Raw genomic sequence first — 22723 nt, forward strand, 5'->3', positions numbered from 1 at the left:
CCACCCTCTGGCCAGCCAGCCCATCGATGAAGCGCGGTTTCTACACGATCATGTCGGCCCAGTTCTTTTCGTCGCTGGCCGACCAAGCGCTTTTCGTTGTTGCCGTCGACCTCATGCGAAGTTCGGGCGCGCCCGAATGGCAACGCGCGGCCCTGGTGCCGATCTTCGCGGTCTTCTACGTGGTGCTGGCGCCGCTGGTCGGCGCATTCGCCGACGCGCTGCCCAAGGGCCGGGTGATGTTCATCAGCAACGCGATCAAGGTGCTCGGCTGCCTGATGATGCTGTTCGGCTCGCACCCGCTGCTGTCGTATTCGATCGTGGGCCTGGGCGCGGCGGCCTACTCGCCGGCCAAGTACGGCATCCTGACCGAGCTGCTGCCGGCCTCCCAGCTGGTGAAGGCCAACGGCTGGATCGAGGGTCTCACCATCGCCTCGATCCTGCTGGGCATCGTGCTCGGCGGCGCGCTGGTCGGGCATACGGTCTCCAGCAAGCTGCTGGCCTTCGACTTCCCCTTCATCGACACCGGCATCAATTCGCCGGCCGAGGCCGCGATCGCGGTGCTGATCGTCGTCTATGTGCTGGCCGCGTGGTTCAACACGCGCATTCCGCACACCGGCGTCGAGATGCGCCCGCTGCGCGCCAACCCGCAGCACAGCATGGCGCGCAACATCGCCGCGCTGCTGCCCGACTTCTGGCATTGCAATTCCCGCCTGTGGCGCGACCGCCTCGGCCAGATCTCGCTGGCCACCACCACGCTGTTCTGGGGCGCCGGCGGCAACCTCAAGTACATCGTGCTGGCCTGGGCTTCGCTGGCCCTGGGCTACAACACCACGCAGGCCTCGGCGCTCACCGGCGTGGTGACGATCGGCACGGCCGTGGGCGCGGTCGTGGCCTCGGTGTACATGCGGCTGGACATGGCAACCCGCGTGATCCCGATGGGCATCGCGATGGGCCTGATGGTGATCGCCATGAACTTCATCGGCAACATCTGGCTGGCGATTCCCTTCCTGATCTTCCTGGGCGGCCTGGGCGGCTTCCTGGTGGTCCCGATGAATGCGCTGCTGCAGCATCGCGGCCACAACCTGATGGGCGCGGGCCGCTCCATCGCGGTACAGAACTTCAACGAACAGGCCTGCATCCTGCTGCTGGGCGTGTTCTACAGCGTGTGCACGGGCCTGGGCCTGTCGGCCTACGGTGCCATCAGCGCCTTCGGCCTCGTGGTGGCGGGCTTCATGTGGCTCATCAAGCGCTGGCACGAAAGCAACCTGAAGAAGTACCCCGAAGAAGTCGAACACCTCCTGGCCATCGCCCGCAGCGACAAGCACCACTGATCTTGCGCGACCGCGTTGGTGCAGATGGCCGGCGCGCCGAGCGCCCCCTTCCAACGCCACCATGCCCGCGCTCGCCCTCACCTTCAATGCCTTCGTGTGGGGCATCTCCTGGCTCCCCTTCCGCCATCTCGCGGGCCTCGGGCTGCACCCGCTGTGGACCACGGGCCTGGTCTACCTTGCCATCGCCACCGTGATGGGCCTCGTGCGTCGCCATGCCTGGAAGGGCTTTGCGACGTTCCCGATGCTGGGGTTGCTGAGCCTTGCGGCCGGCTTCACCAACGTGGGTTTCAACTGGGCCGTGACGCAGGGCGACGTGGTGCGCGTGGTGCTGCTGTTCTATCTGATGCCGCTGTGGAGCGTGCTGCTGGCCTGGCTGGTGCTGGGCGAGCGGCCCACGGGTGGCGCGCTGGCGCGGGTGACGCTGGCGCTGACCGGCGTGGTGGTGGTGCTCAAGACGCCGGGCACCGACTGGCCCGTGCCGTCGAGCCTGCCCGACTGGCTGGCCGTGGCGGCGGGCTTCGGCTTCGCGGTGACCAACATCGTGCTGCGCCATCTGCGGCAAGCCCCGGGTGAATCGCGCGCGCTGGCGATGTTCTGCGGCTGCACCGTCGTGGCGGGCACCGCGGCAGTCATCGGCACGGCCTTCGGCGGCATCGACTCGCCGATGCAGGCCTCGCCCGGCTGGTTCGGCTGGGCCGTGCTGCTGGGCACGGGCTTCGTGATCGCCAACGTGTGCCTGCAGTACGCCGCACCGAAGCTCGCGGCCAGCGCGACCTCGGTGATCATGCTGTCGGAAGTGCTGTTCGCCAGCGTCTCGTCGGTGGCGCTGGGCGCGGCCACGATGGACCCGCGCATCCTCGTGGGCGGTGCGCTGATCGTGCTGGGCGCCCTGTGGTCGGCGTTTGCACGAACGCCGCCGCCGCGCGATGATCGCGCCTCCGTGTCCACCTGAGGAACATCCCATGACCAGCGTCTACGACTTCGAGGCCAACCAGATCGACGGCACGCCGGTGAAGCTCTCGGCCTACAAGGGCAAGGTGCTGCTGATCGTCAACACCGCCAGCAAATGCGGCTTCACGCCGCAGTTCGCGGGGCTCGAAGAACTGCACGAGAAGTACGCCGGCCAGGGCCTCACGGTGCTGGGTTTTCCGTCGAACCAGTTCGGCGCGCAAGACCCGGGCACGAACGAGGAAATCGGCGCCTTCTGCACCAAGAACTACGGCGTGAGCTTTCCGATGATGGAAAAGATCGACGTCAACGGCAGCAACGCCGCGCCGCTGTACCAGTGGCTGACCAAGGAAAAGCCGGGCCTGCTGGGCCTGACGGCCATCAAGTGGAACTTCACCAAGTTCCTGATCGGGCGCGACGGCACGGTGCTCAAGCGCTACGCGCCGCTGGACACGCCGGCATCGCTCACGCGCGACGTCGAGGCCGCGCTGGCGGCCGCCTGAGTCCAGGAGGTGCCGGCGGCAAGAACCCGGCCCCCGCGTCCCACGGGTCGAGCGTGTTCAGCCACGTGCGCAACGCGTCCTCGTCCACCGGCGAAGCCAGCAGCCTGAAAGACGCGGCGTCCAGCATCCTCGAAGGCAGGCACTGCACGCTGTCCAGCTCGGTGTAGTGCGCCATGTACGCCACGGGCAGCGGCCGGCCCGCGGCCTCTTCCACCTCGGGCCACCTGGCGGCCGTTCTTGTGGCGTCGGCATGAAGGCCCACGATGACGGCATCGAAACGCTGCCCCGCGCGGATCGCCGCCACGAGCTCCGACACCCGCCCGAAAGGCGTGCTGTCCGCACCCAGCGCCCACAGCGAGTTGTTGGTGCAGATGCGCTGCAGTGCATCCGAATCCACCAGAGCGATCCGATACCCCCGATGGACCTCTGCGCGCATGGCCTATTGCTCCCCTGCGACGTCGATCTCAACGCGCCGGTTCGGCTGCAGGCAATGCAGCAGCGCGGGTGAACTGCGCGTGCCCTCGCAATCGCTGACCACCGGCTGGCGCTTGCCCATGCCTGCGGTGCGGATCAGCTTGCGGTCGATGCCCTGCTGCACCAGCAGTTCGCGCACGGTGTTGGCACGCTCGAGCGACAGCGCCTCGTTGTAGGCGTCGCCGCCCAACCGGTCGGTGTGCCCCGTCACGAGCACGTAGTGCAGCGCGCGGAAGTTGTTGCGCAACTCCGTCGCCAGGCGTTCGAGGCGCACACGTCCGTCGGGCAGCAGGTCGGCAAGCGATGCCCCGTCGAAGCGGAACAGGCCGTCGGCGTTCAGCGTCACCTTCTGCGGCGGCGCGAGCTTCGTGGTGGCGGGAATCGGCGTGGCGGCGGGCGGCTGGGCGAGCAGCGCGCAGTCGGGGTTCTTCCACCATCCGCCGGTCGACACGCCGTCGCCGTTGAAGCGCACCATGTATTGGCAGGTCACATAGTCGGCGCTCTTGCCGGTGCGAAAGTGAAAGAGGTAGTTCCACTCGCGCACGCCCCAGAGCCCTTCGCTGAAGTGCGGCCAGCCCAGCAGCTCGCGCACCTGATCCTTGCCCATGCCCGTGCGGATGCGGGCGAACGCATCGGTGCCGGGGAAGGCGCCCTGCTTCCACTTCGCGCCATCGGGCGACGGAAAGTCCTCGGGCTTCGGCGCCGCCGGTTGTTCCGACGCGGCGCGCGCCTGCGCGTCCTTGTCGATGGCCGCGCCCGGCGAGGCGCACCCCTGGACTGCCAGCATCACCGCCACCAGCGCGGCCCCGCAGATCGCTCGATTCATGGTTTGTTTTCTCCCTGCACTCAATTGAAGACCCACTCGGCGCCGACCGTGGCCGCCGCCCCTGCGCGGCTGACGCCGACACCGCCCGTCAGGCTCCAGCCGTTGTTCTCGGCGGTGCGACGGAAGCTCACGCCGACCGCGCTCTCGCCCTTGAAGACGCCATAGCCGATGCGCATCACCGTCTTGCCTGGCACATACGACGCCGGCATCTGCACCGCCATGGCAGCGGCCACGCCGGAGTAGGCGTTGCGCGCGACGTTGTTGAGGTCGTTGCCCAGCGCGTTGACGCGCGCATCGGTGTACGCGGTGCTGGCCGCGCCTTGCTGGTTCAGCTGCTGCACGTTCACCGCATCGGTGGGCGCAACGCCCGGCGCCACGTTGTGCACCGCCACCGGCCCGCTCGAGCCGCCGTTGCCCATCGTCACGCTGTTGTAGTTGACGCTGCCATCGGGGTTGGTGTCGTAGCGCACGGTGCTCTGCTGCACCGCCTGCAGCTGGCGCACGTTCACCGCGTCGGTGGCCTGCGTGCCGCCGGCGACGTTGGTGATCTGCCGCTCGTTGCCGGCGGACCCCACCGACACCGCGCCCTGCGTGGACAGCACCGAGACGCTGGAGAACATCTCCTGCTGCCCGTTCATGCCCGCGCGGTCGGCCGAGGCGCCGTTGCCCAGCGCCACGCCATTGCTGCTCGTGGCGATGGCGTTGGTGCCCAGCGCGATGCTGCCCGCACCGTTGGCCTGCGCGCCGTTGCCGCCCGCGAAGCTGTTGGTGCCCAGCGCGATCGACTGCGGCCCGATCGCCACGCTGTTCGCGCCGCTGGCCTGCGAGTCCGCCGCCTGCGAATTGGCGTGGAAGTACTTGATGCCCGCGCCGCCCACCTGGATGTTGTTGATCGCCTGGTTGGTCGCGTACAGCTGGCTGCCGTTGACCGCATCGGTGCTGCTGGCGCTGAGCTGGCCGGCCGCGACGTTCTGGATCTGCCGCTCGGCACCCGGTGCGCCGACGCTCACCACGCCGGTGGGGTTGGCACCGGCGAAGTTGTAGGTCTGGCCCTGGATCGTGGTGCTGGCCGTTGGCGTGGCGGCGGTGGTGGTCGAGCCGTTGCCAAGGGCCACGCTGTTGTTGGTGGTCGCGGTGGCACCGGTGCCGACCGCCACGCTGTTGTTGGCGTTGACGACCGCACCCGACCCGACGGCCGTGCTTTCCGTGCCCGTGGCCACCGGCGCGACATACGTGGTGGTTTGCGAACCCGTGACCCACTTGCTGCCGGCAATCACGACCTGGCTCGACACGGCCTGCAACTGCGCGACGTTGACGGCATCCGTGAGCGCCGTGCCTGCAGCCACGCCATTGATCTGGCGGTACTGGCCATTGGCCACATCGCCGATGGAGACGGCGCCGAGCGTCAGCGCCGCGGTGCCGAGGATCGTGGCCTGCTGCCCGGCGGATGCTCCCGTGGGAACATAGCCAAGGACACCGGCCGGCGTGGATGCCACCGAGCCGGAACCCAGTGCCACGTTGCCCGCGTTGACAGCCACCGTGTTCGAACCCAGTGCCATCGAATCGGTGGCCTGCGCGCCCGAGCCATAGCCGATGGCGACCGCGCGGTTGGTGCCCGCATAGGGCGTCGAGAACGTGCCGATGCTGATGCTGTCGTTGGTCGTCGCGCCGCCGCCAGGACCTGCATTGGTGCCCAGCGCCAGATTCCCGCTGCCGCTGGTGTCCTGGCCCGCGCTGGAGCCGAACGCGTAGTTGCTGTTGCCGCTCGAGTTGTTGCCCGCGTTGCTGCCGATGAAGGCGCTGTCCCGGCCCGACACGTTGTTGCCGGCCTGGTAGCCGATGGCGGTGATCCCGGCGGCACCGTTGGCGCCGCTGTTGGCGCCGGCAACGTAGCCGATGTAGACGTTCGCAAAGTTTCCGCCGTTCCCGGTGGTGCCCTGGCCCGCTGCCGTACCGATGGACACGCTGCCCTGGCCGTAGGTTTGCGCGTCGCGCCCGATCGCGATCGATTCGATTGCGGGAACCTGCGCGCGCAGGCCGATGGCGATGCTGTTGCCCGCCGATGCCGAGGCGCCAACCCCCGCGGCGATCGTGAAGGGCGCCGTCGCCCCCGTGTTGTCGTAGTTCGCGCCCGCCGTGCCGCCGTCATTGACGCTGTAGTAATGCACCGCCCCTGCCGCAGCCGCACTGCTCACGGCCTGCAGTTGCGCCACGTTCACCGCGTCGGTCGCGTTGGCACCCGCCGCCACGCCGGTGATCTGGCGCGTGTTGGTGCCGTCACCCACGCTCACCGCGCCCCAGGTGCTCTTCCAGGTCGGCGAGGTGCTGGTGCTGGCGGCGCCGGTCGCCGGGTCGAAACCCGCCACACCCGCGGCCGTGCTGGCCACCGAGCCCGCACCCAGCGCCACGCCGTCATCGACGGTGGCCGTGGCCTTGTAGCCGAGCGCGGTGGCGCGCGGGCTGGTGGCGCTCGTCTGCGCACCGATGGCCGTGGTGCCATTGCCGGAGCCGGCCCCCTGGGACTGAGCATTGGTGCCCAGTGCCACGCTGTCACCGGTCGCGTTGGCACCATAGCCGGCCGCGAACGCATTGCCGCCCGTGCCCTTGGCCACCGCGTTGGCGCCGATGGCCATGTCGCCGTCGGTGATCGTTTGCGAGTTGGTGCCGATGGCGATCGAGTCCAGTCCGTTGATCGATCCGGTCGCCGACGTGGCGATCTGGTTGGTGGCCCCCAGGCCGATGGCGATGCCCTGCGCGCCAGCCGCCGCATTGGTGCCGATGGCGATGCCGTTCATTCCGTTGCCCCAGACCGGCGAACGGGTCGTGGCGCCCGAACCCATCGCGATGGACCCGTCGCCGTTGGAGGTGCTGCCGGCTCCGATGCTGATGTTGCCCGTGCCCTGCGCCGTGGCGCTGGTGCCCAGTGCCACGGCGTTGGTGCCGCTTGCATGCGCGCCATAGCCGATGGCGGCACTGGTACCGCCGGTGGCCTGCGCGGAATCGCCCAGGGCGGTGGAGCCCGCCGTGGTGGCCTTGCTGAAGGCGCCGATCGCGGTCGAGGCGTAGTTGTCGGCCTCGGCGCCCGAGCCCATCGCGATGCTGTGATTGCCGGTGGATACGGCGGTGTCGCCGATGGCGATCGCGGAGTCGCCGCTGGCGTTGGCGCTGTTGCCCAGCCCGAGGGAGGCGACACCGCCGGCATTGGCGTTGGCGCCGAGGGCGGTGGCATGCCACGCCAAGGCGGACGCGCCGCTGCCGACGGCAGTGGCCTGGCCGGTGAAGCCGAAGTTGGGTGTGGCCTGGCTGCTGGCCGTGGCGTTGGCGCCAACGGCCACGTCGCTCGACTGCCCCGCCGTGGCGCCCACGCCGGCAGCCAGCGCGTTCGTGCCGGTGGCGCCCTTGTTGTCGTAGTTGCTGCCCGCGCCGGTGGCGGTGGAGTTGACGCTGTAGTAGTGCACCGCGCCCGTCGCTGCGGCGCTGCTCACCGCCTTCAGCTGGCTCACGTTGACCGCGTCGCTGTCGGCGGTACCCGCGGCCACATTGGTGATCTGGCGGTACTGCCCGTTGCCTCCCACGCTCACCGCGGCCAGCGTGCTCGTCGTATTGGCGATGGGCGTGCCGGCAGCCGCCGCTGTGCCCGTGCTCGGGTCGTAGCCCACAATGCCCGCGGCCGTTGTCGCCTGCGACTGGCTGCCCAGCGCCACGCCGCCAGTCTGCGTCACGCCGCTGTTGTTGCCGAGCGCCACGGCGCCGTCAAGGCCGGCGGCGATGGTGACGTTGTTGCCCACCACGAAGGCGTTGTTTGCCGCGATGGTGTTGTTGTTCCCCGTCGCGTAAGAACCGTTGCCCGAGATGTTGTTCGGATCGCCGAACGCACCCGAGTTGTTGCCGCTGACCACGTTGCCCGTGCCGACGCTGATCGACTGCGTGCCCGAAGCAATCGCACCAGTGCCGATGGCAATGGCCTGGTTCGCACTGCCGCGCGCCCCCTGGCCGATGGACACCGTGTTGCTGGCCGTGATGTTCTGGCCCGCCGAAGCGCCAAACGCGATGTTGTTCGAGCCATTCGCTCCCGAACCGGCGCCCGTGCCCGTGATCGGGAATCCACCGCCGGTCGCCGAGCCGATCGCGACGTTGCTGTTGCCCGTCACGCTCTGGCCCGCCTCCGATCCGAGGGCAACATTGCCGCTGCCGTTGACCGAGGTACCCGTTCGGAACCCGCCCACAGCCAGGTTGTTGGACCCGGTCGAGCTGGATCCGGCCTCACGGCCCACAACGACATTCCAGTTACCCGTGCTGCTTCCGAACGCACTGTCGCCAATGCCGACATTGTTCCCCTGAACATTGCCCTGCGAGGCGCCGACGTTCGACTTCTGGCCTGCCTGGTAGCCGATGAAGGTGTCGCGATAGCCCAGCGTGGCGTTCGATCCCGCCGCCATGCCGACCAGCGTGGAGCCTGAGTAGCTGTTGGGGTTGACGTTGGTCGAATTCAGCCCGGTGTTGACACCCACCAGAGTGTCGAAGCCGCCGCCGGTGTAGCCGTTCCCGGCGTTGGAGCCGATGGCCAGCGCGGTCCACGAGTTGGACTGGGCGTTCTGGCCAATGGCCACGCCGGCAGGAAAGAAGCCCGTGCCCGTGACCCGCGCGCCGTCGCCGATGGCCACGCTGGAAGCTCCGGCCGCGAAGGCGTTCACACCTGCGGCCACCGCGTTGGTGCCTGCGGCACCGTCGTTGGCGTAGTTGCTGCCAGCAGCCTGGTTCGTCGCGTTGACGCTGAAGTAGTGCGTCTGCACCGCCTGCAACTGCGCCACGTTCACCGCGTCGCTGTTGGCCGTGCCCGCGGCCACGCCGGTGATCTGGCGATACACCCCATGGGCCGCATCGCCCACTGCCGCGGCCCCGGTGGTTCCGGTGGTGGCGTTGACGGCGGCCGTCTGCGCCGTCGAAGCGCCGGTTGGCACATAGCCGGCAATACCGCCCCCGGTGCCCGCCGCCGAGCCGCCGCCCAGGGCAACGCCGCCGGCCGTTGTGGTCGACGCATTGGAGCCGATCGCCACGCCATCGGTGCTGATGCTGCTGACCGTGGCGGACGAGCCCATCGCCAGGCTGCTGGTCCCGTCGGCATGGGCACCAACGCCCACGGCTGTTGAGTTGAGCTGCGACGCGATTGCGCCAACGCCCAGTGCCGTCGCCTGCTGGCCGCTGGCCGTGGCCGCATAGCCCAGGGCGGTGGCGTTGCTCTGGCTCGCACTGGCTTGCACGCCCAGTGCCGTGGCCTGCAAGCCGGCGGCGGCGGAACTGTCGCCCGCCGCCAGGCTGGAAGCGCCGCCGGCATTGGTGTTGTTGCCCAGGGCCGTGGCGTTCTGCCCCGTTGCCTTGGCGCTGGTGCCGATGGCGGCGGCGTTGAGTCCCGCAGCCTGGGCCTGATCGCCCATCGCGAGCGACTGGGTGCCCGTGGCCTGCGCGCTTTGGCCCACGGCAATGGCGCTTGCCGCCATGGCTTGCGCGCTGGCCCCCACGGCGATGCTCGACGCGCCTGTCGCGGTGGACGCCGCCCCTTGCGCGATGGCGTTGTCGCCCGTCGCAAGTGCGCTGTTCCCCTGAAGCGCATTCCGGATGGCCAGGGCCTTCTGGGTGGCGGGAACCGACAGGTCATTGCCCACGACGTACTGCGTGCCGTCGGGCGCCGTGATCGTGTTGCCGTCCGCGCTGATCTGGAATCCGCCGATGGTCTTCGAACCGTCCGCGTTGGTGACTGTCGGGCGGATCGCGGTGCCGGTCACTCCCGAGCCGATGGCGATGCTGCTCGCGCCTGTTGCGGCCGACGCGGTCCCTATCGCCGAGGTCGCTGTTCCAATCGCCCCGCTGGCATATCCGACGGCTGTTGCATAGTCGCCGCCAGCCAGCGATGCCCCGCCCACCCCGGTCGCCGCGGAGCCCAGAGCCGTAGCGACTGCCCCCATCGCCGTGCTTCCCAAGCCCTTGCCGGTGGCACCGCTTCCCACGGCAGTCGCCGCGAATTGATCCACATAGGCGCCAGCGCCGACGGCCGTCCCGTTGGTTCCGCTCGCATAGGAGGTGGCCCCAACGGCGGTGGCCATGGAGGCGCTGGCCGTCGTCTCTCCGCCCAGGGCGGTGGAGGCGCTACCGCTGGCAGCGCTGTTCGCGCCCATCGCCGTCGCCGCGGGATTGAGAGTGACAGCCCCGGACGGACGCGAAACGGTGACGAGCGCCAGGCCACCCGTCGCTGCGGCGTTGTTGCCGACGGCCGTATTGCCCCCGCCCGTGGCCGAGGCGCCGACGCCCAATGCGATGGATCCGGCGCCGGTGGCCTGGGTCGTCAGATCGCCGAATGCGATGGCGTTGGCGCCACTCAGCTTGGCGGATACCCAATTGTTCAAGGATGCGTAATCGGGTCCGTTGCCGGCGGCGTTGCTGGGAACGCCGCTGACCGTGGCAAAGCCGCCGCTGCTGTTGGGCACTTGACACGTCCAAAGCGATGTCGACGTCATTCCAGCCGATGTCGAGCACACAGCGCCGTTGTTGGTGCCAAAGACGATCGGGGCGCCGCTTCCGCTTGAAGTACCGATGGCGACATCTGCGCGTCCCGGCAGAGGCAGAGCCGCGGCCATCAAAAAGGCAGTCGCCGCAACTGCAATCGCCCGCTTGTTGCTGGACTTCCTGCCTCGTGCGCACGTGATTTCAGCTGTGGCCACCCAGGTGCCCAGTGCCTCGTTCCATATGGAGCGATAGGTTGTGTTCATTTCTCTCGATTCCTCGATCAATCGTGGGGACCCGCAACCTCCCTGCGCCATGACCAGCGGAGAAGTCGCGAACTCGAATGGGGTCGCAGCGCCGCGGGCACTGCACAGGGCGCGGATGATGTCGAGGGGGGTCTTCGCGCAAGAAGACGCCACGAGGTTTGGTCAGAATTGCCGGTGCATTTCAGCCCCATTTGTGAATTTCTTTACTACTTGCAAACGCCCGCTAACAATGCGGCGGAGGCTGCGCGCGTCCGAATTCGTCAGATTTGCGCCCTCGATTCACTGTCAGAATCCCGCCGCCAGACGAACGGAGCCCATGCGCATCGCCATCCTCGAAGACGACCCCGACCAGCAGTCGCACCTCGTGCGCACGCTGGAGCACCTGCTCACGGTGGGCGACACGACGGTGACCTGCACCACCTTCGCCGACGGCACGGCGCTGCAGAACGTGCTGCGGCGTGAAAGCTTCGACCTGCTGGTGCTCGACTGGAACGTGCCGGGGCTCGAAGGCGTCGAGCTGCTGAAGTGGCTGCGCACCTGGCAACAGGACCTGGTGCCGGTGCTCATGCTCAGCTCGCGCGCGTCGGAGCAGGACGTGGTGCAGGCACTGAACTTCGGCGCCGACGACTACATCGTCAAGCCGTTCCGCCCGCTGGAGCTGCGCGCGCGCGTACAGCGGCTGATGACGCGAAGGTCGCCGGTGGCGCAGTCGGACCAGGAGCGCTTCGGCCGCTGGGAGTTCGACCGGCTCACGCAGAGCGTGCTGATCCATCCCGCCGCGCCGGACGGCACGCCGCCCGAACGGCATGCGCTGACCGACCGCGAGTTCAAGCTCGCGCTGACGCTGTTCCAGCACCTGGGCGGCGTGGTGTCGCGCGCCCACCTGCTGGAAAGCGCCGGCTACAGCAGCGAAGAGCTGCCCTCACGCACGCTGGACAGCCACATCTACCGGCTGCGCAGCAAGCTCGGCCTGGAGGCCGAACGCGGGCTGAGCCTGCGCACCGTCTACGGACGCGGCTACCGGCTCGAAGCCACGCAGCAGGCGGAGCCCTGATGCCCGCTTCATGGGCCGGGGCTATGCTGGCACCGGCAAGAACGATCCCGACATGACGAACAGCGAACCCCGGACGAGAAGAGCTTTTCCATTGCGGCTGTGCCGGCCGCTGGCGATGTGCGCGTGGCTCGTGGCGCTCGCGGTGTCGGCGCAATCGCAGGCCCCTTCGCAGCCTCCGCCGCATGTCGTGCAGCCCGGCGAGACCCTGTGGGGCATTTCGGGGCAAACGCTGCAGTCGCCGCTGCGCTGGCCCGAGGTGCAGCAGCGCAACAACGTGGGCGAGCCCCGCCTGCTGCAGCCCGGCAAGGTGCTGTACTTCGTCGACGGGCGCATCGTGCCCGAAGGCTCGGCCGTGATCGCCGCGGTGGAAGGGCCGGCCTGGCGCCGTCGCGGCACGGCGCCCGAACAGGTGCTCACGGCCGGCATGCCGATCGAACCGGGCGACACCCTCGTGACCGGCGGCGAAGCCTTCGTCACCCTGGGCCTGCCCGGCGGCAGCCGCGTGGTGCTGCCGTCGCGCAGCACGCTCGAGGTGCTGGCGGTCGATACGACCACCATCCGCCTGCGGCTGGTGCAGGGCCGCGTGGAATCGCAGGTCGAGAAACAGCAGCCCGGCCAGCAGTTCGAGATCCGCGCGCGGTCGATGGGCCTGGGCGTGCGCGGCACGCATTTCCGCGTGCGCGACGAAGAAGGCCTGCTGACCGGCGAAGTGATCGAGGGCGAAGTGGTCGTGCGCCGCGACACCGCCGTGGCCTCGCAAGATCCGCAAGCCGCGCAAGGTGCACAGCAGCGCCCCGCCGAGCCCCCGCCCGCGCCGCTGGTGCTGCGCGCAGGCAACGGCGCGGTGTTGCTGGACAGCGGCACCGCCCAGGCGCACACCCTGCTGCCGGCGCCGCAACTCGTGCCGGCCACCGGCCCGCGCGGCGGCGACCGGACGTTGCAGCTCATGCCCGTCGCGGGTGCGCAGACCTACCGGCTGCAGCTCGCGCGCGACGAGCGCTTTCTGCTGCCGGTGCACGAACAGCGCGGCCCCGGCCCCACGTTCACCGTGCCGCCCAACCTCGACGCCGGCTTCTACCAGTTGCGCCTGACCGCCTTCGACGCGGGGCAGCTCGAAGGCCTGCCCGGCGACAGCACGATCTACCTGCCGCCCTCCACCGGCAGCGCGCCGGGCGGCCAGGCAGGCTCGGCCACGCTGGCGGCCGACGGCCGCGTCGACATCCGCTGGCCCGGCGTGGCCGGACACCGCTACAGCTTCGAGCTTTCGCGCAGCGCCGATTTCTCGCTGCTGCTCATCAACGAGCCTGCCGTGTATGCCACCGGCATGACGGTCGGCCCCTTCGCGCTCGGCGGCCGCTACCACTGGCGGGTGCGCGAGCCGGGCGCCACCGACGCCGCCGGCCAGCCGCTGCAAGGCTTCGGCGGGAGCTTCGACATTCCCGCGCGCTGAGCCCGCACCATGCGAACGCGGCTCGCGGTCGAACGGCTGTTGATGGCGCTGCTGCTGCCCATCGCGATCCTGTGGCTCGCGCAGCGCCCCGGCCTGCTGCAGCTCGATGCGGCCATCCACGACCGGATGCTGCTCCTTGCACCGCACACGCCGGCGCCCGACATCCTGATCGTCGCCATCGACGAGCGCAGCCTGAGCGAGCTGGGCCGATGGCCCTGGTCGCGCGACACGCACGCGCGCCTGCTGGAGCGCCTGGCCGCCGACAAGCCGCGCGCGGTGCTGCTCGACCTCTTCCTGACCGAGCCCAGCGTCGACACGCACGACGATGAGCGACTGGCGCAGGCGATGGAAAAGCTGCCGGTCTACCTGCCGCTGCTGCATGCGAACCCGCTGGCGCCGGTCTCGGGCAACTGGCCGGGTTTCCTGCCGCCCCTGGGCCTGTTCGCCGAGCGCGCCAAGGGCATCGGCCATGCGGAGCTGACACCCGACATCGACGGCGTGGCGCGCACGCTGTACCTGCGCGAGGGCTATGCCGGGCACCTGCAGCCCTATGTGGGCGCGCTGATAGCGAATCATCCGCCCGGCCCCGACGACACCACGGACACCACAAGGGCCGCGCCGGACCGCACCTGGCTGCGCCAGGACCCGCTGCGCCTGCTCTTCGCCGGTCCGCGCGGCAGCTACCGCACCGTGCCCTACGTGAGCGTGCTGCGCGGCGAGGTGCCCGGCGAGTTGCTGCGCGACAAGCTGCTGCTCGTGGGCGCCACCGCGCCGGGCCTGGGCGACCAGACGCTCACGCCGAATGCGCGCATCCGCGGCGTGCTGCCCGGCGTGGAAGTGCATGCCAACGCCATCGACAACCTGCTGCACGGGCGCAACGTGTATGTGCTGTCGCCGCTGGCCTACGCGGCATGGGCGATCGTGCCGCTCTGGATCGCGCTGTGGCTCCTGGTGCGCATGGCGCACCACGCGTTGCCGATCGCGTTCGGCCTGGCCGCCGCCTGCCTGCTCACGAGCGTCGTCGCCATGTTCGCGCGGCACTGGTGGCTGCCGCCGGCGGCGCCGATGCTCGGGCTCATCATCCTTTACATGCTGTGGAGCTGGCGGCGGCTGGAGTCGCAGTTCGCCTACCTGCGCGAGCGCGCCCAGGCACTCGACGCGCTGCCGGCCGGCGCCTTCGAAGTACTGCCCGCGCGCGGCGCCCCCCTTGCCGATCCCATGGCCCGGCCCAAGCGCGCGCTGGACCGTGCCATCGCCCGCGTGCAGCGCATGCAGAAGCTGATGGACGAGGCCATGCACACCATGCCCGTGGCCATGCTGATCTGCGACGAGGAAGGGCGCATCGGTTCGAGCAACGCCGCGGCCGTCCGCCTGTTGGGCGGTGGCGCGCTCCCTTTGCGGCATGACGATGCGGGCGCGCTGCGGGGCGTGTCGCTGCCCGCGCTGATCGCGCCGCTGGCGGCCACGCCACGGGCCGGCGCCACGGCCAGCCCGGCAGCAACAACCGACGGCACGCACTGGACCGCGCGCCTGCACGGCGAATACATCACAGCCGAGGCGCGCGTGTTCCGCCTGGAGGCCGCGGCCTTCGGCGCCGCCGCGCCCGAAGACCGTGGCTGGGTGATCGTGCTGCCCGAACTCACGGCCGAGCGCGAAGCCCAGCGCCAGCGCGACGAATGGCGGCGCTTCCTGTCGCACGACTTGCGCAGCCCGCAGATCACCATCCTCAGCCTGCTGTCGATGCACGATGCGGCCACGCACCCCGGGGCCGCGCCGCCGCCCGACGACCTGCTTCAGGCCATCCGCCGCGAGGCCGAGCGCACGCTCACGCTGGCCGAAGGCTTCATGGACTACACCGAGGCCGAGTCGAACGACTACCGCTTCGCCGAAACGCACGTGGGCGCGGTGCTGCTCGATGCGCGCGACCAGGTGTGGCCCTATGCCCAGGCCAATGGCGTGCGCGTCGAGGCGCGGCTCGACGAGAGCGACGAAACGGTGATCCCCGCCGACGGCTCGCTGCTGACGCGTGCCATCGTGAACCTGCTGAACAACGCCATCCGCCACAGCCAGCGGGGCGGCTGCGTGAGCCTGCGCATGGACATCGTTGCGGGCACCGACGGCCAGCCCGGAGGCGCCGTGCGGATCATCGTCAGCGACGAAGGTTCGGGCATGACCGCCGCGCAATTGCAGGCCCTGCTCAGCACGCCGCGCGGCCAGCGCCTGGTCATGAAAAAAGACAACGGCGCAACCACCGCGCAACCCGCGGTGCCGGCCGCGCGCGGCATGGGCCTCGGCTTCTCGGTGGTGCGCGCGGTGCTGCAGCAGCACGGCGGGCGCATCGAGGCAGAAAGCGCGCCGGGCGTGGGCACCACGTTCTGGCTGACCTTGCCGCTGCGGCGCGAGGCACCGTAGCCGCAGCCTCGGGCAAGGCTCAGAAGCGGAAGCTGGCCGTCTTCGAGCCGCTGCCGACCGTCACGGTCTCGCTCTTGCTCTCGCCGCCGGGCGCGGTCACGTCGATGACGTAGCGGCCCGCCGGCAGGTCGATCAGGCAGATCGGCCCGTTGGCGCGCAAGGCGAGCGCGGCGGCGGTGTTGGCGTCGCCGCCCTTGATGGCGACCGCGACGTTGGCCATGTAGGCGCCGTCCGCGCGCGAGAACAGCAGCGCGAGCGGATGGTCCTTCATGGCGGCGCGCATGGCCGTCGACTCGTCCGACCCGATGCCGCCGCACACATAGCGCACCGAGCCCGCGCCCTGCCAGGCCGGCATGGCGGACTGCGCTTGCGCCTGCGCCGTCAGGGCGCCGGTCGCGCAGGCGCACGCCAGCAGCACGTGGCGCAGGCGGACGGGAATGAAGAATGCGTGGGCATGGGACATGGCACGGGCTCCTTGCAGGTTCGGTGCGCCATGATGCGCCGCCCGCGCGTTTCGCGCGAGTCGGACCGCACCCTGCCCTGCTGTGCGATCAGGCCCTACCTGGCGGCCCCAGCGCCGCGTCGAGCAGCTCGACCCAATGCCGCACCGGCGTGTCGCCGCTGCCGCTTTGCAGGTGCGTGATGCAGCCGATGTTGGCCGAAGCGATGGTGGTGGGCTGCAGCTGCTTCAGGTGCCCCAGCTTGCGGTCGCGCAGCGGATAGGCCAACTCGGGCTGCAACACCGAGTAGGTGCCGGCCGAGCCGCAGCACAGGTGCGATTCGTTCATGGCCACGCGCACGTCGAAGCCCAACGCGCGCAGGTGCGTCTCGACGCCACCGCGCAGCTTCTGGCCGTGCTGCAGCGTGCAGGGCGGGTGGTAGGCCACCACGCCTTCGGGCGCGCGCACGCGGGCCTTCAATGCGGGAACGAGGTCGGGCAGCAGCTCGCTCAGGTCGCGCGTGAGTTCACTGATGCGCGCGGCCTTCGCGGCATAGGCCGGGTCGTGCTGCAGGATGTGGCCGTACTCGCGCACGGTGACGCCGCAGCCCGAGGCGTTCATGACGATGGCCTCGACTTCGTTGCGCTCGACCTGCGGCCACCACGCATCGATGTTGGCGCGCATCTGCGCCTTGCCGCCTTCCTGGTCGTTGAGGTGAAACTTCACGGCGCCGCAGCAGCCGGCCTCCTTCGCGATCACCACCTGGATGCCGGCCGCGTCGAGCACGCGCGCGGTGGCGCTGTTGATGTTCGGCATCATCGACGGCTGCACGCAGCCCGCGAGCATCAGCACCTTGCGCGCATGGGTGGCGGTGGGCCACGCGCCGGCTTCCTGCTTCGCGGGCACCTTGGCCTTGAGCGCCTCGGGCAGCAGGCCGCGCACCGACTGGCCCAGCTTCATCGCAGGGCCGAAGAGCGGCGATGGCAGGCCTTCTTTCAGCAGCCAGCGCTGCGCCGATTCCATTGCGGGGCGCGGCACTTTCTCGTCCACGATCTTGCGGCCGATGTCGACGAGGTTGCCGTACTGCACGCCGCTCGGGCAGGTGCTTTCGCAATTGCGGCAGGTCAGGCACCGGTCGAGGTGCAGCTGCGTGCTGCGCGTGGGCGTCTTGCCTTCGAGCACCTGCTTGATGAGGTAGATGCGGCCGCGCGGGCCGTCCAACTCGTCGCCGAGCAGTTGGTACGTGGGGCAGGTGGCGGTGCAAAAGCCGCAGTGCACGCACTTGCGCAGGATGGCTTCGGCTTCGCGGCCTTCGTCGGTGTCGCGGAATTCGGGGGCGAGTTCGGTTTGCATCGCGGGTGTCGTTTCTTTTTTATTTATTCGGCTGCGAACAACCGGCCGCGGTTGAAGAGCCGGTGCGGATCGAACTCGTGCATCAGCGCGCGATGAATGCGTGCTACCGGCGCGCTCAATGCGTCGAAGCGCGGCGCACCGGTTTGCGCATCGGCACCAGCAGGCAGCCTGAACAGCGTGGCATGGCCGCCCGCCGCGCGTGCGATCTCGCGGATGCGCACAGCCTGCCTGAGCGGCGCCTTGTACCAGCGCTGGCCGCCATGCCATTCGATCAATGGCACAGCGCCATCCATTGCGAGCACCGGTGCGGTCTGCGGCGCCGACAGGCGCCAGAGCGCGTCCGGCCCCTCGGTCGTGGCGAACCACGGCAACTGCTGGTCGCGCAGCGCTTGCCAATCGGCGGCGGCGCGTACGTTGTCCTTGCGCTCGCCGCCGAGATGAGTACAAGCCGCTTCCACGGCGGCCACCGCACCGCGCAGCCGCAGGTAGAGCGCACCAGCACCGGCGTACTCGAACCAGCAGCTCGCATTCAATGGCAGCGGCCGGCCGCCCCATTCGTTGAGCAGCCGCAGCGCATCGGCCTGGCCGCAGGCGAATTCAAGCGTGGCTTCGGCCGGCGCCACGGGCAGCACCTTGAGGCTGACCTCGGCGATCACGCCCAGCGTGCCGAGCGAGCCGGCGAGCACGCGCGAAACGTCGTAGCCCGCCACGTTCTTCATCACCTGGCCGCCGAAGCTCAGCAGCTCGCCGCGTCCGTTGACGAGCGTGGCGCCGAGCACGTAGTCGCGCACCGCGCCCACGCTGGCGCGCGCAGGGCCGCTGAGGCCGGCGGCGACCATGCCGCCCACGGTGGTGGCACCACTGGTGCCGAAGTGCGGCGGCTCGAAAGGCAGGCATTGCCCTTTTTCAGCGAGCACCGCTTCGAGTTCGGCGAGCGGCGTGCCGGCGCGCACGGTCACGACCAGCTCACTCGGCTCGTAGCTCGTGATGCCGGTGAGCGCGCTGGTACTCAGCACTTCGCCTTGAAGCGCTTCGCCATGAAAGTCCTTGGTGCCGCCGCCGCGAATGCACAGCGGCGTGGCGTCGGAGGTCGCGGCGCGAATGCGCTCGACGATCTGGTGCAGGGCTTGATCCATGACCGGTGCCCTTTCAGAAACGCGGCAGGTCGGCATGCGGCAACCTGCCGCCGCGCACCACCTGCTTGCCGTATTCGGCGCAACGCTGCAGCGTCGGGATCACCTTGCCGGGGTTCAGCAGCCCCACAGGATCGAAGGCGCGCTTGACGCCGAACATCTGCTCGTTCTCGGTGGCGGTGAACTGCACGCACATGCTGTTGAGCTTCTCCACGCCCACGCCGTGCTCGCCCGACACGGTGCCGCCCATCGCCACGCTGGTCTCGAGGATGTCGGCGCCGAACAGCTCGCAGCGGTGCAGTTCGTCGGGGTCGTTCGCATCGAACAGCACCAGCGGATGCAGGTTGCCATCGCCCGCGTGGAAGACGTTGCAGCAGCGCAGGTTGTACTTCTTCTCCATCTCCTGGATGGCCAGGAGGATGTCGGCCAGCCGCTTGCGCGGAATGGTGGAGTCCAGGCACATGTAGTCGGGGCTGATGCGACCCGAAGCCGGAAAGGCGTTCTTGCGGCCGCTCCAGAATTTCATGCGCTCGTCTTCGCTGGTGCTGCACGCGATGGCGGTGGCGCCGCAGCCGCGCAGCACGGCGGTCATGCGGCCGATTTCTTCCTCGACCTCTTCGGGCGTGCCGTCGGATTCGCACAGAAGAATGGCGGCGGCATCGAGGTCGTAGCCCGCGTGCACGAAGTCTTCGACGGCGGCAGTCATGGGCTTGTCCATCATCTCGAGCCCCGCCGGAATGATGCCGGCCGCGATCACCGCCGCCACCGCATCACCCGCTTTGCGCACGTCGTCGAAGCTGGCCATGATGCAGCGCGCCAGCTGCGGCTTGGGCACCAGCTTGACGGTGACCTCGGTGGTCACGGCCAGCATGCCTTCGCTGCCGATCACCAGCGCGAGCAGGTCGAGCCCCGGCGCGTCGAGCGCCTCGCCGCCGAATTCGATGGGCTCGCCCTCGGCGGTGAAGCCTCGCACACGCAGCACGTTGTGCAGCGTGAGGCCGTACTTGAGGCAATGCACGCCGCCCGAGTTCTCGGCCACGTTGCCGCCGATGGTGCAGGCGATCTGGCTCGACGGGTCGGGTGCGTAGTAGAGGTTGAAGGGCGATGCCGCCTCGCTGATGGCCAGGTTGCGCACGCCGCACTGCACGACGGCCGTGCGGCTCACCGGATCGATCTTCAGGATGCGGTTGAACTTGGCGAGCGACATGGTCACGCCCAGCGTGTGCGGCATGGCACCGCCCGACAGGCCGGTGCCGGCGCCGCGCGCCACCACGGGCACGCCGAGCTGGTGGCAGGTCTTGAGCACGGCGGCCACCTGCGCCTCGGTTTCGGGCAGCGCGACCACCAGCGGGCGCGCGCGGTAGGCGGTAAGGCCGTCGCACTCGTAGGGCGTGGTGTCTTCGTCGTGCCAGATCAGCGCGTGGGCCGGCAGGTGCGCCTGCAGCGCGCGAACGACCTGGGACTGGCGCTCTGCTTTCTGTAGCGATTCGTGGGTCGTGGGGGTGAGCGGCGCGTTCATGCGGCGGACCTCTTCCTTCTGTCTTGTTTTCTTCTGGCGAAATGTCTCGTGGATGCCCGCACTCTACGGAAATGCGGCGCCTTCGGGTTGAAGGTTTTTTGTGCGGCGCTTGAGAGAACTTTGCCGCCCTCCCCACGCGTGGCCCGCGCGGCTCAGGGCTCAGTGCAGGCTCTGCGCCAGCCAGTCGGCAAAGGCCGCGCATTCCCAACGTTCGAGCGTGCCGGGCTGCCAGCAGATGTAGTGCCGGTGCGGCGAGGGCACGGCCTGCTCCGACAGCGCCACGAGCCGGCCCGACTCGAACCACTCGGCGCCCAGCTTCTGCCGCACCAGCGCCACGCCGAAGCCGCTGGCGGCGGCGTCGTACACGAGCCCGAGGTCGTTGAACTGCGAGCCGATGTTCGGCTCGGGCTGGTCGAGCCCGCAGCTTGCGAACCATGTGCCCCAGGGTTCGAGCGGGCTGCGGATCAGCCGTGCGCTGGCAATTTCAGCGGCCGTGCGAAAGCCGGTGAACGGGCCGAACTCGTTGAGGTAGCTGGGGCTGCAGGCGGGCACGACCTGCTCTTCGAGCAGGAGGCGGTGCTCGCAGTCGGCATACGCGCCAGGGCCGTAGCGCACTTCGAGGTCGGCCTGCTCGGCCGTGACGTCGAGCAAGGGGATCGACACCTGCAGCACGAGTTCGATGTCGGGGTAGATGTTGCGGAACAGCTCCAGCCGAGGCATGAGGAACTGCCGGCTGAAGGTGGGCGTGACGGCGATGCGCAGGCGCGTGGCGCGCTGCACGGCGCTGCTGCCGAGCGGCGTGGCCTGCAGTGCCGCGAGGCCCGTGCGCACGTTCGCAAGGTAGGCCGCGCCATCGGCCGTGAGGCTGAAGTCGCTGCGGCCGAAGAGCTTGAAGCCGACATGCGATTCGAGCTGGCGGATGCGGTGGCTCACCGCGCTGGGCGTCACGCACAGCTCGTCGGCCGCGCGGCCCGCATGGCGCAGCCGGGCCACGGTCTCGAAAGTCAGCAGGCACTGGATGGGAGGGATGTGTTGCAGGGCCATGGGGGTCTAGCCTCTTGTCGCTGGATTTGCGGTGCTTGGATTCGTCACGCGGTGCATGTGTTCTGGTTGCTCGTGTTCAAGGGGGCTCCTTGTTTGGGGGCTCTTGTTCAGGGCGCGTGCACAGGACACCGGGTACTCCCCTCCGCGAATGTCCCCCGGCCTGCGGCCTCCTCCTTTATTTCGCTGCGGGGAGCACCCGATGCCCTGCGCACAAGAGGCGCTGTCGTTGTGCTCGCCGATCAATCACCGCACTGCCCAACGCTCACGCTGGCGGGGTACCTTGCGCAGCGAAATAAAGGAGGAGGGGCGAAGCCCCGGGGGACATTCGCGGAGCAAGGTACCCCGTCGGCGTGAGCGCGCCCTGAACAACGCACCCCACGCACAACGCAAAAAAACTAGTCCTCGAAGAAGCTGACAGGCAACCCCGGCGTATCGACCCGCATCGAGATCACCGTGCCCGAGGCCGGCCGCTGCTCGACCTCCGCAACAGGTCGGCCCTTGCGGGCGCTGGTGACGAACAAGGTCTTCAGATCGTCGCCACCGAAGCAAGGCATGGTCGGGCATTGCACCGGCGTGGCGATGGACGCCACACGCTCGCCCGACGGCGCGAAGCGCAGCAACTGCGCGCCCTCGAACATCGCCACCCAGTAGTGGCCCTGCGCGTCGATGGTGGCGCCGTCGGGGCGGCCTTCGTAGCGCACCGGCGAATCGGGCGTCCAGCCTTCGGGCTTGGCGTCGAACTGCTGGAACACGCGCGCGTGCGACAGCGAATTGGCCTCGGCGTCCCAGTCCCACGCGCACACCACGTGCGCGGCGGTGTCGGCCCAGTAGAGCGTGCGGGCATCTGGTGAGAACGCGAGTCCGTTGGCGGTGGTGGACTCGTTGAGCATCTGCGTGATGGTGGGCGAGATGCCCGTGTCGCTGCGCGCGTCGAGGCAGTAGAGCGCGGCGTTGGGGCGGTCTTTGGCCTCGTTGAGCGAGCCGCCCCAGAAGCGGCCCAGCGCATCGCACTTGCCGTCGTTGAAGCGCATGGTGCGCACGTCGTGCTCCACGCGCGCCATCGCGACCAGTTCACCGCCCCATTCGCGGGCGCGGTAGATGCCGTCGCGCAGTGCGATCACGAGGCCGCCGCTGCGCGCGGGCGCCATGCAGCCGGGCTCGGTTGGCAAGGGCCATCGCTCGACGGTGGCGGACGGTGTGCCGATGTCGCCGCGTGTGCGCAGCGCGGCGCGGCCAGGAATGTCGAGCCAGTAGAGCGCACGTTCCTGCGGGTGCCAGAACGGCGATTCACCCAGTTCGCAAAGGCTGTCTTCGATGGAGGTCCACATGGTGCCGTCGATTGTGCCCCCGGCCATCGCGCCAGCGGGCAAAAAAAAGCCCGCTGGCGCCGAAGCGCTCGCGGGCTGAACATCCAAAGGAGACTCTCGCTTGAAAACTCGTTACGAAGATTTGTTCTTGTAAAAAAGGATGGT

General features: G+C 69.3%; 15 protein-coding genes and 1 pseudogene. 6 read left to right on the plus strand and 10 right to left on the minus strand.

The genetic code is table 11. From position 1 onward, the window contains the following. Window positions 1-26 precede the first annotated feature (26 nt). From lplT to ACGLHS_RS27560, 3 genes are all read left to right on the plus strand, one after another. Window positions 27-1331: a lysophospholipid transporter LplT gene (gene lplT / locus ACGLHS_RS27550; protein ID WP_093247070.1), complete on the plus strand. Its 1305-nt coding sequence runs from the start codon at window positions 27-29 to the stop codon at window positions 1329-1331. Window positions 1332-1392: 61 nt separating this feature from the next. Further along, window positions 1393-2283, plus strand: coding sequence for a DMT family transporter (locus ACGLHS_RS27555; protein ID WP_394484989.1), 891 nt, complete (start codon window positions 1393-1395; stop codon window positions 2281-2283). 10 nt (window positions 2284-2293) lie between these two features. After that, on the plus strand, window positions 2294-2782 hold the full coding sequence (locus ACGLHS_RS27560) for a glutathione peroxidase (RefSeq protein WP_093247072.1): 489 nt from the start codon (window positions 2294-2296) through the stop codon (window positions 2780-2782). Here the strand turns inward: ACGLHS_RS27560 and ACGLHS_RS27565 are convergent. The 4 genes and pseudogenes from ACGLHS_RS27565 to ACGLHS_RS27580 all read right to left on the minus strand — a co-directional run. Next, window positions 2745-3179, minus strand: coding sequence for a hypothetical protein (locus ACGLHS_RS27565; RefSeq protein ID WP_394484991.1), 435 nt, complete (start codon window positions 3177-3179; stop codon window positions 2745-2747). The genes ACGLHS_RS27560 and ACGLHS_RS27565 overlap by 38 nt on opposite strands. Window positions 3180-3221: 42 nt before the next feature. Then, window positions 3222-4082, minus strand: a complete 861-nt coding sequence (locus ACGLHS_RS27570; RefSeq protein WP_394484993.1) for an OmpA family protein — start codon at window positions 4080-4082, stop codon at window positions 3222-3224. A 20-nt stretch (window positions 4083-4102) separates the two neighbouring features. Continuing rightward, a complete protein-coding gene (locus ACGLHS_RS27575; protein WP_394485117.1) occupies window positions 4103-10564 on the minus strand; it encodes a hypothetical protein in 6462 nt (2153 codons plus the stop codon). Between the two features lie 150 nt (window positions 10565-10714). Then, a pseudogene (locus ACGLHS_RS27580) lies at window positions 10715-10897 on the minus strand (ESPR domain-containing protein); the annotation flags it as partial. A gap of 265 nt (window positions 10898-11162) precedes the next feature. Between ACGLHS_RS27580 and ACGLHS_RS27585 the strand changes: the two are divergent. From ACGLHS_RS27585 to ACGLHS_RS27595, 3 genes are read left to right on the plus strand one after another with little or no spacing between them, the layout of a single operon-like run. Further along, the gene (locus ACGLHS_RS27585; RefSeq protein WP_093247076.1) at window positions 11163-11900 is read left to right on the plus strand and encodes a response regulator transcription factor; all 738 of its coding nucleotides are present in this window, start codon (window positions 11163-11165) and stop codon (window positions 11898-11900) included. 52 nt (window positions 11901-11952) lie between these two features. Next, complete coding sequence (locus ACGLHS_RS27590; protein ID WP_394484995.1) at window positions 11953-13350, plus strand: FecR domain-containing protein; 1398 nt, start codon at window positions 11953-11955, stop codon at window positions 13348-13350. A gap of 9 nt (window positions 13351-13359) precedes the next feature. Beyond that, window positions 13360-15762: a CHASE2 domain-containing protein gene (locus ACGLHS_RS27595; protein ID WP_394484997.1), complete on the plus strand. Its 2403-nt coding sequence runs from the start codon at window positions 13360-13362 to the stop codon at window positions 15760-15762. Between the two features lie 19 nt (window positions 15763-15781). On the opposite strand, the gene ACGLHS_RS27600 is transcribed toward ACGLHS_RS27595, so the two are convergent. From ACGLHS_RS27600 to ACGLHS_RS27625, 6 genes are all read right to left on the minus strand, one after another. Further along, window positions 15782-16225 (minus strand): carboxypeptidase-like regulatory domain-containing protein, encoded by a 444-nt coding sequence (locus ACGLHS_RS27600; protein WP_394484999.1) that lies wholly within the window; start codon window positions 16223-16225, stop codon window positions 15782-15784. Between the two features lie 88 nt (window positions 16226-16313). Beyond that, window positions 16314-17555, minus strand: a complete 1242-nt coding sequence (gene glcF / locus ACGLHS_RS27605; RefSeq protein ID WP_394485001.1) for a glycolate oxidase subunit GlcF — start codon at window positions 17553-17555, stop codon at window positions 16314-16316. A gap of 23 nt (window positions 17556-17578) precedes the next feature. Next, window positions 17579-18691: a glycolate oxidase subunit GlcE gene (gene glcE / locus ACGLHS_RS27610; RefSeq protein ID WP_394485003.1), complete on the minus strand. Its 1113-nt coding sequence runs from the start codon at window positions 18689-18691 to the stop codon at window positions 17579-17581. A 13-nt stretch (window positions 18692-18704) separates the two neighbouring features. Then, the gene (locus tag ACGLHS_RS27615) at window positions 18705-20207 is read right to left on the minus strand and encodes an FAD-linked oxidase C-terminal domain-containing protein (protein ID WP_394485005.1); all 1503 of its coding nucleotides are present in this window, start codon (window positions 20205-20207) and stop codon (window positions 18705-18707) included. A gap of 159 nt (window positions 20208-20366) precedes the next feature. Then, window positions 20367-21251, minus strand: a complete 885-nt coding sequence (locus tag ACGLHS_RS27620; RefSeq protein ID WP_394485007.1) for a LysR substrate-binding domain-containing protein — start codon at window positions 21249-21251, stop codon at window positions 20367-20369. Window positions 21252-21646: 395 nt separating this feature from the next. After that, window positions 21647-22579 (minus strand): SMP-30/gluconolactonase/LRE family protein, encoded by a 933-nt coding sequence (locus ACGLHS_RS27625; RefSeq protein ID WP_394485118.1) that lies wholly within the window; start codon window positions 22577-22579, stop codon window positions 21647-21649. Between the last annotated feature and the right edge of the window lie 144 nt (window positions 22580-22723).

This window comes from Variovorax sp. VaC1 (assembly GCF_043658315.1).
Taxonomy (GTDB): domain Bacteria; phylum Pseudomonadota; class Gammaproteobacteria; order Burkholderiales; family Burkholderiaceae_C; genus Variovorax.

Coding starts and splice junctions, on each gene's coding strand:
- lplT (WP_093247070.1), top strand. CDS start 27: ATGAAGCGCGGTTTCTACACGATCATGTCGGCCCAGTTCTTTTCGTCG.
- ACGLHS_RS27555 (WP_394484989.1), top strand. CDS start 1,393: ATGCCCGCGCTCGCCCTCACCTTCAATGCCTTCGTGTGGGGCATCTCC.
- ACGLHS_RS27560 (WP_093247072.1), top strand. CDS start 2,294: ATGACCAGCGTCTACGACTTCGAGGCCAACCAGATCGACGGCACGCCG.
- ACGLHS_RS27570 (WP_394484993.1), bottom strand. CDS start 4,082: ATGAATCGAGCGATCTGCGGGGCCGCGCTGGTGGCGGTGATGCTGGCA.
- ACGLHS_RS27585 (WP_093247076.1), top strand. CDS start 11,163: ATGCGCATCGCCATCCTCGAAGACGACCCCGACCAGCAGTCGCACCTC.
- ACGLHS_RS27590 (WP_394484995.1), top strand. CDS start 11,953: ATGACGAACAGCGAACCCCGGACGAGAAGAGCTTTTCCATTGCGGCTG.
- ACGLHS_RS27595 (WP_394484997.1), top strand. CDS start 13,360: ATGCGAACGCGGCTCGCGGTCGAACGGCTGTTGATGGCGCTGCTGCTG.
- ACGLHS_RS27600 (WP_394484999.1), bottom strand. CDS start 16,225: ATGTCCCATGCCCACGCATTCTTCATTCCCGTCCGCCTGCGCCACGTG.
- glcF (WP_394485001.1), bottom strand. CDS start 17,555: ATGCAAACCGAACTCGCCCCCGAATTCCGCGACACCGACGAAGGCCGC.
- glcE (WP_394485003.1), bottom strand. CDS start 18,691: ATGGATCAAGCCCTGCACCAGATCGTCGAGCGCATTCGCGCCGCGACC.
- ACGLHS_RS27615 (WP_394485005.1), bottom strand. CDS start 20,207: ATGAACGCGCCGCTCACCCCCACGACCCACGAATCGCTACAGAAAGCA.
- ACGLHS_RS27620 (WP_394485007.1), bottom strand. CDS start 21,251: ATGGCCCTGCAACACATCCCTCCCATCCAGTGCCTGCTGACTTTCGAG.
- ACGLHS_RS27625 (WP_394485118.1), bottom strand. CDS start 22,579: ATGTGGACCTCCATCGAAGACAGCCTTTGCGAACTGGGTGAATCGCCG.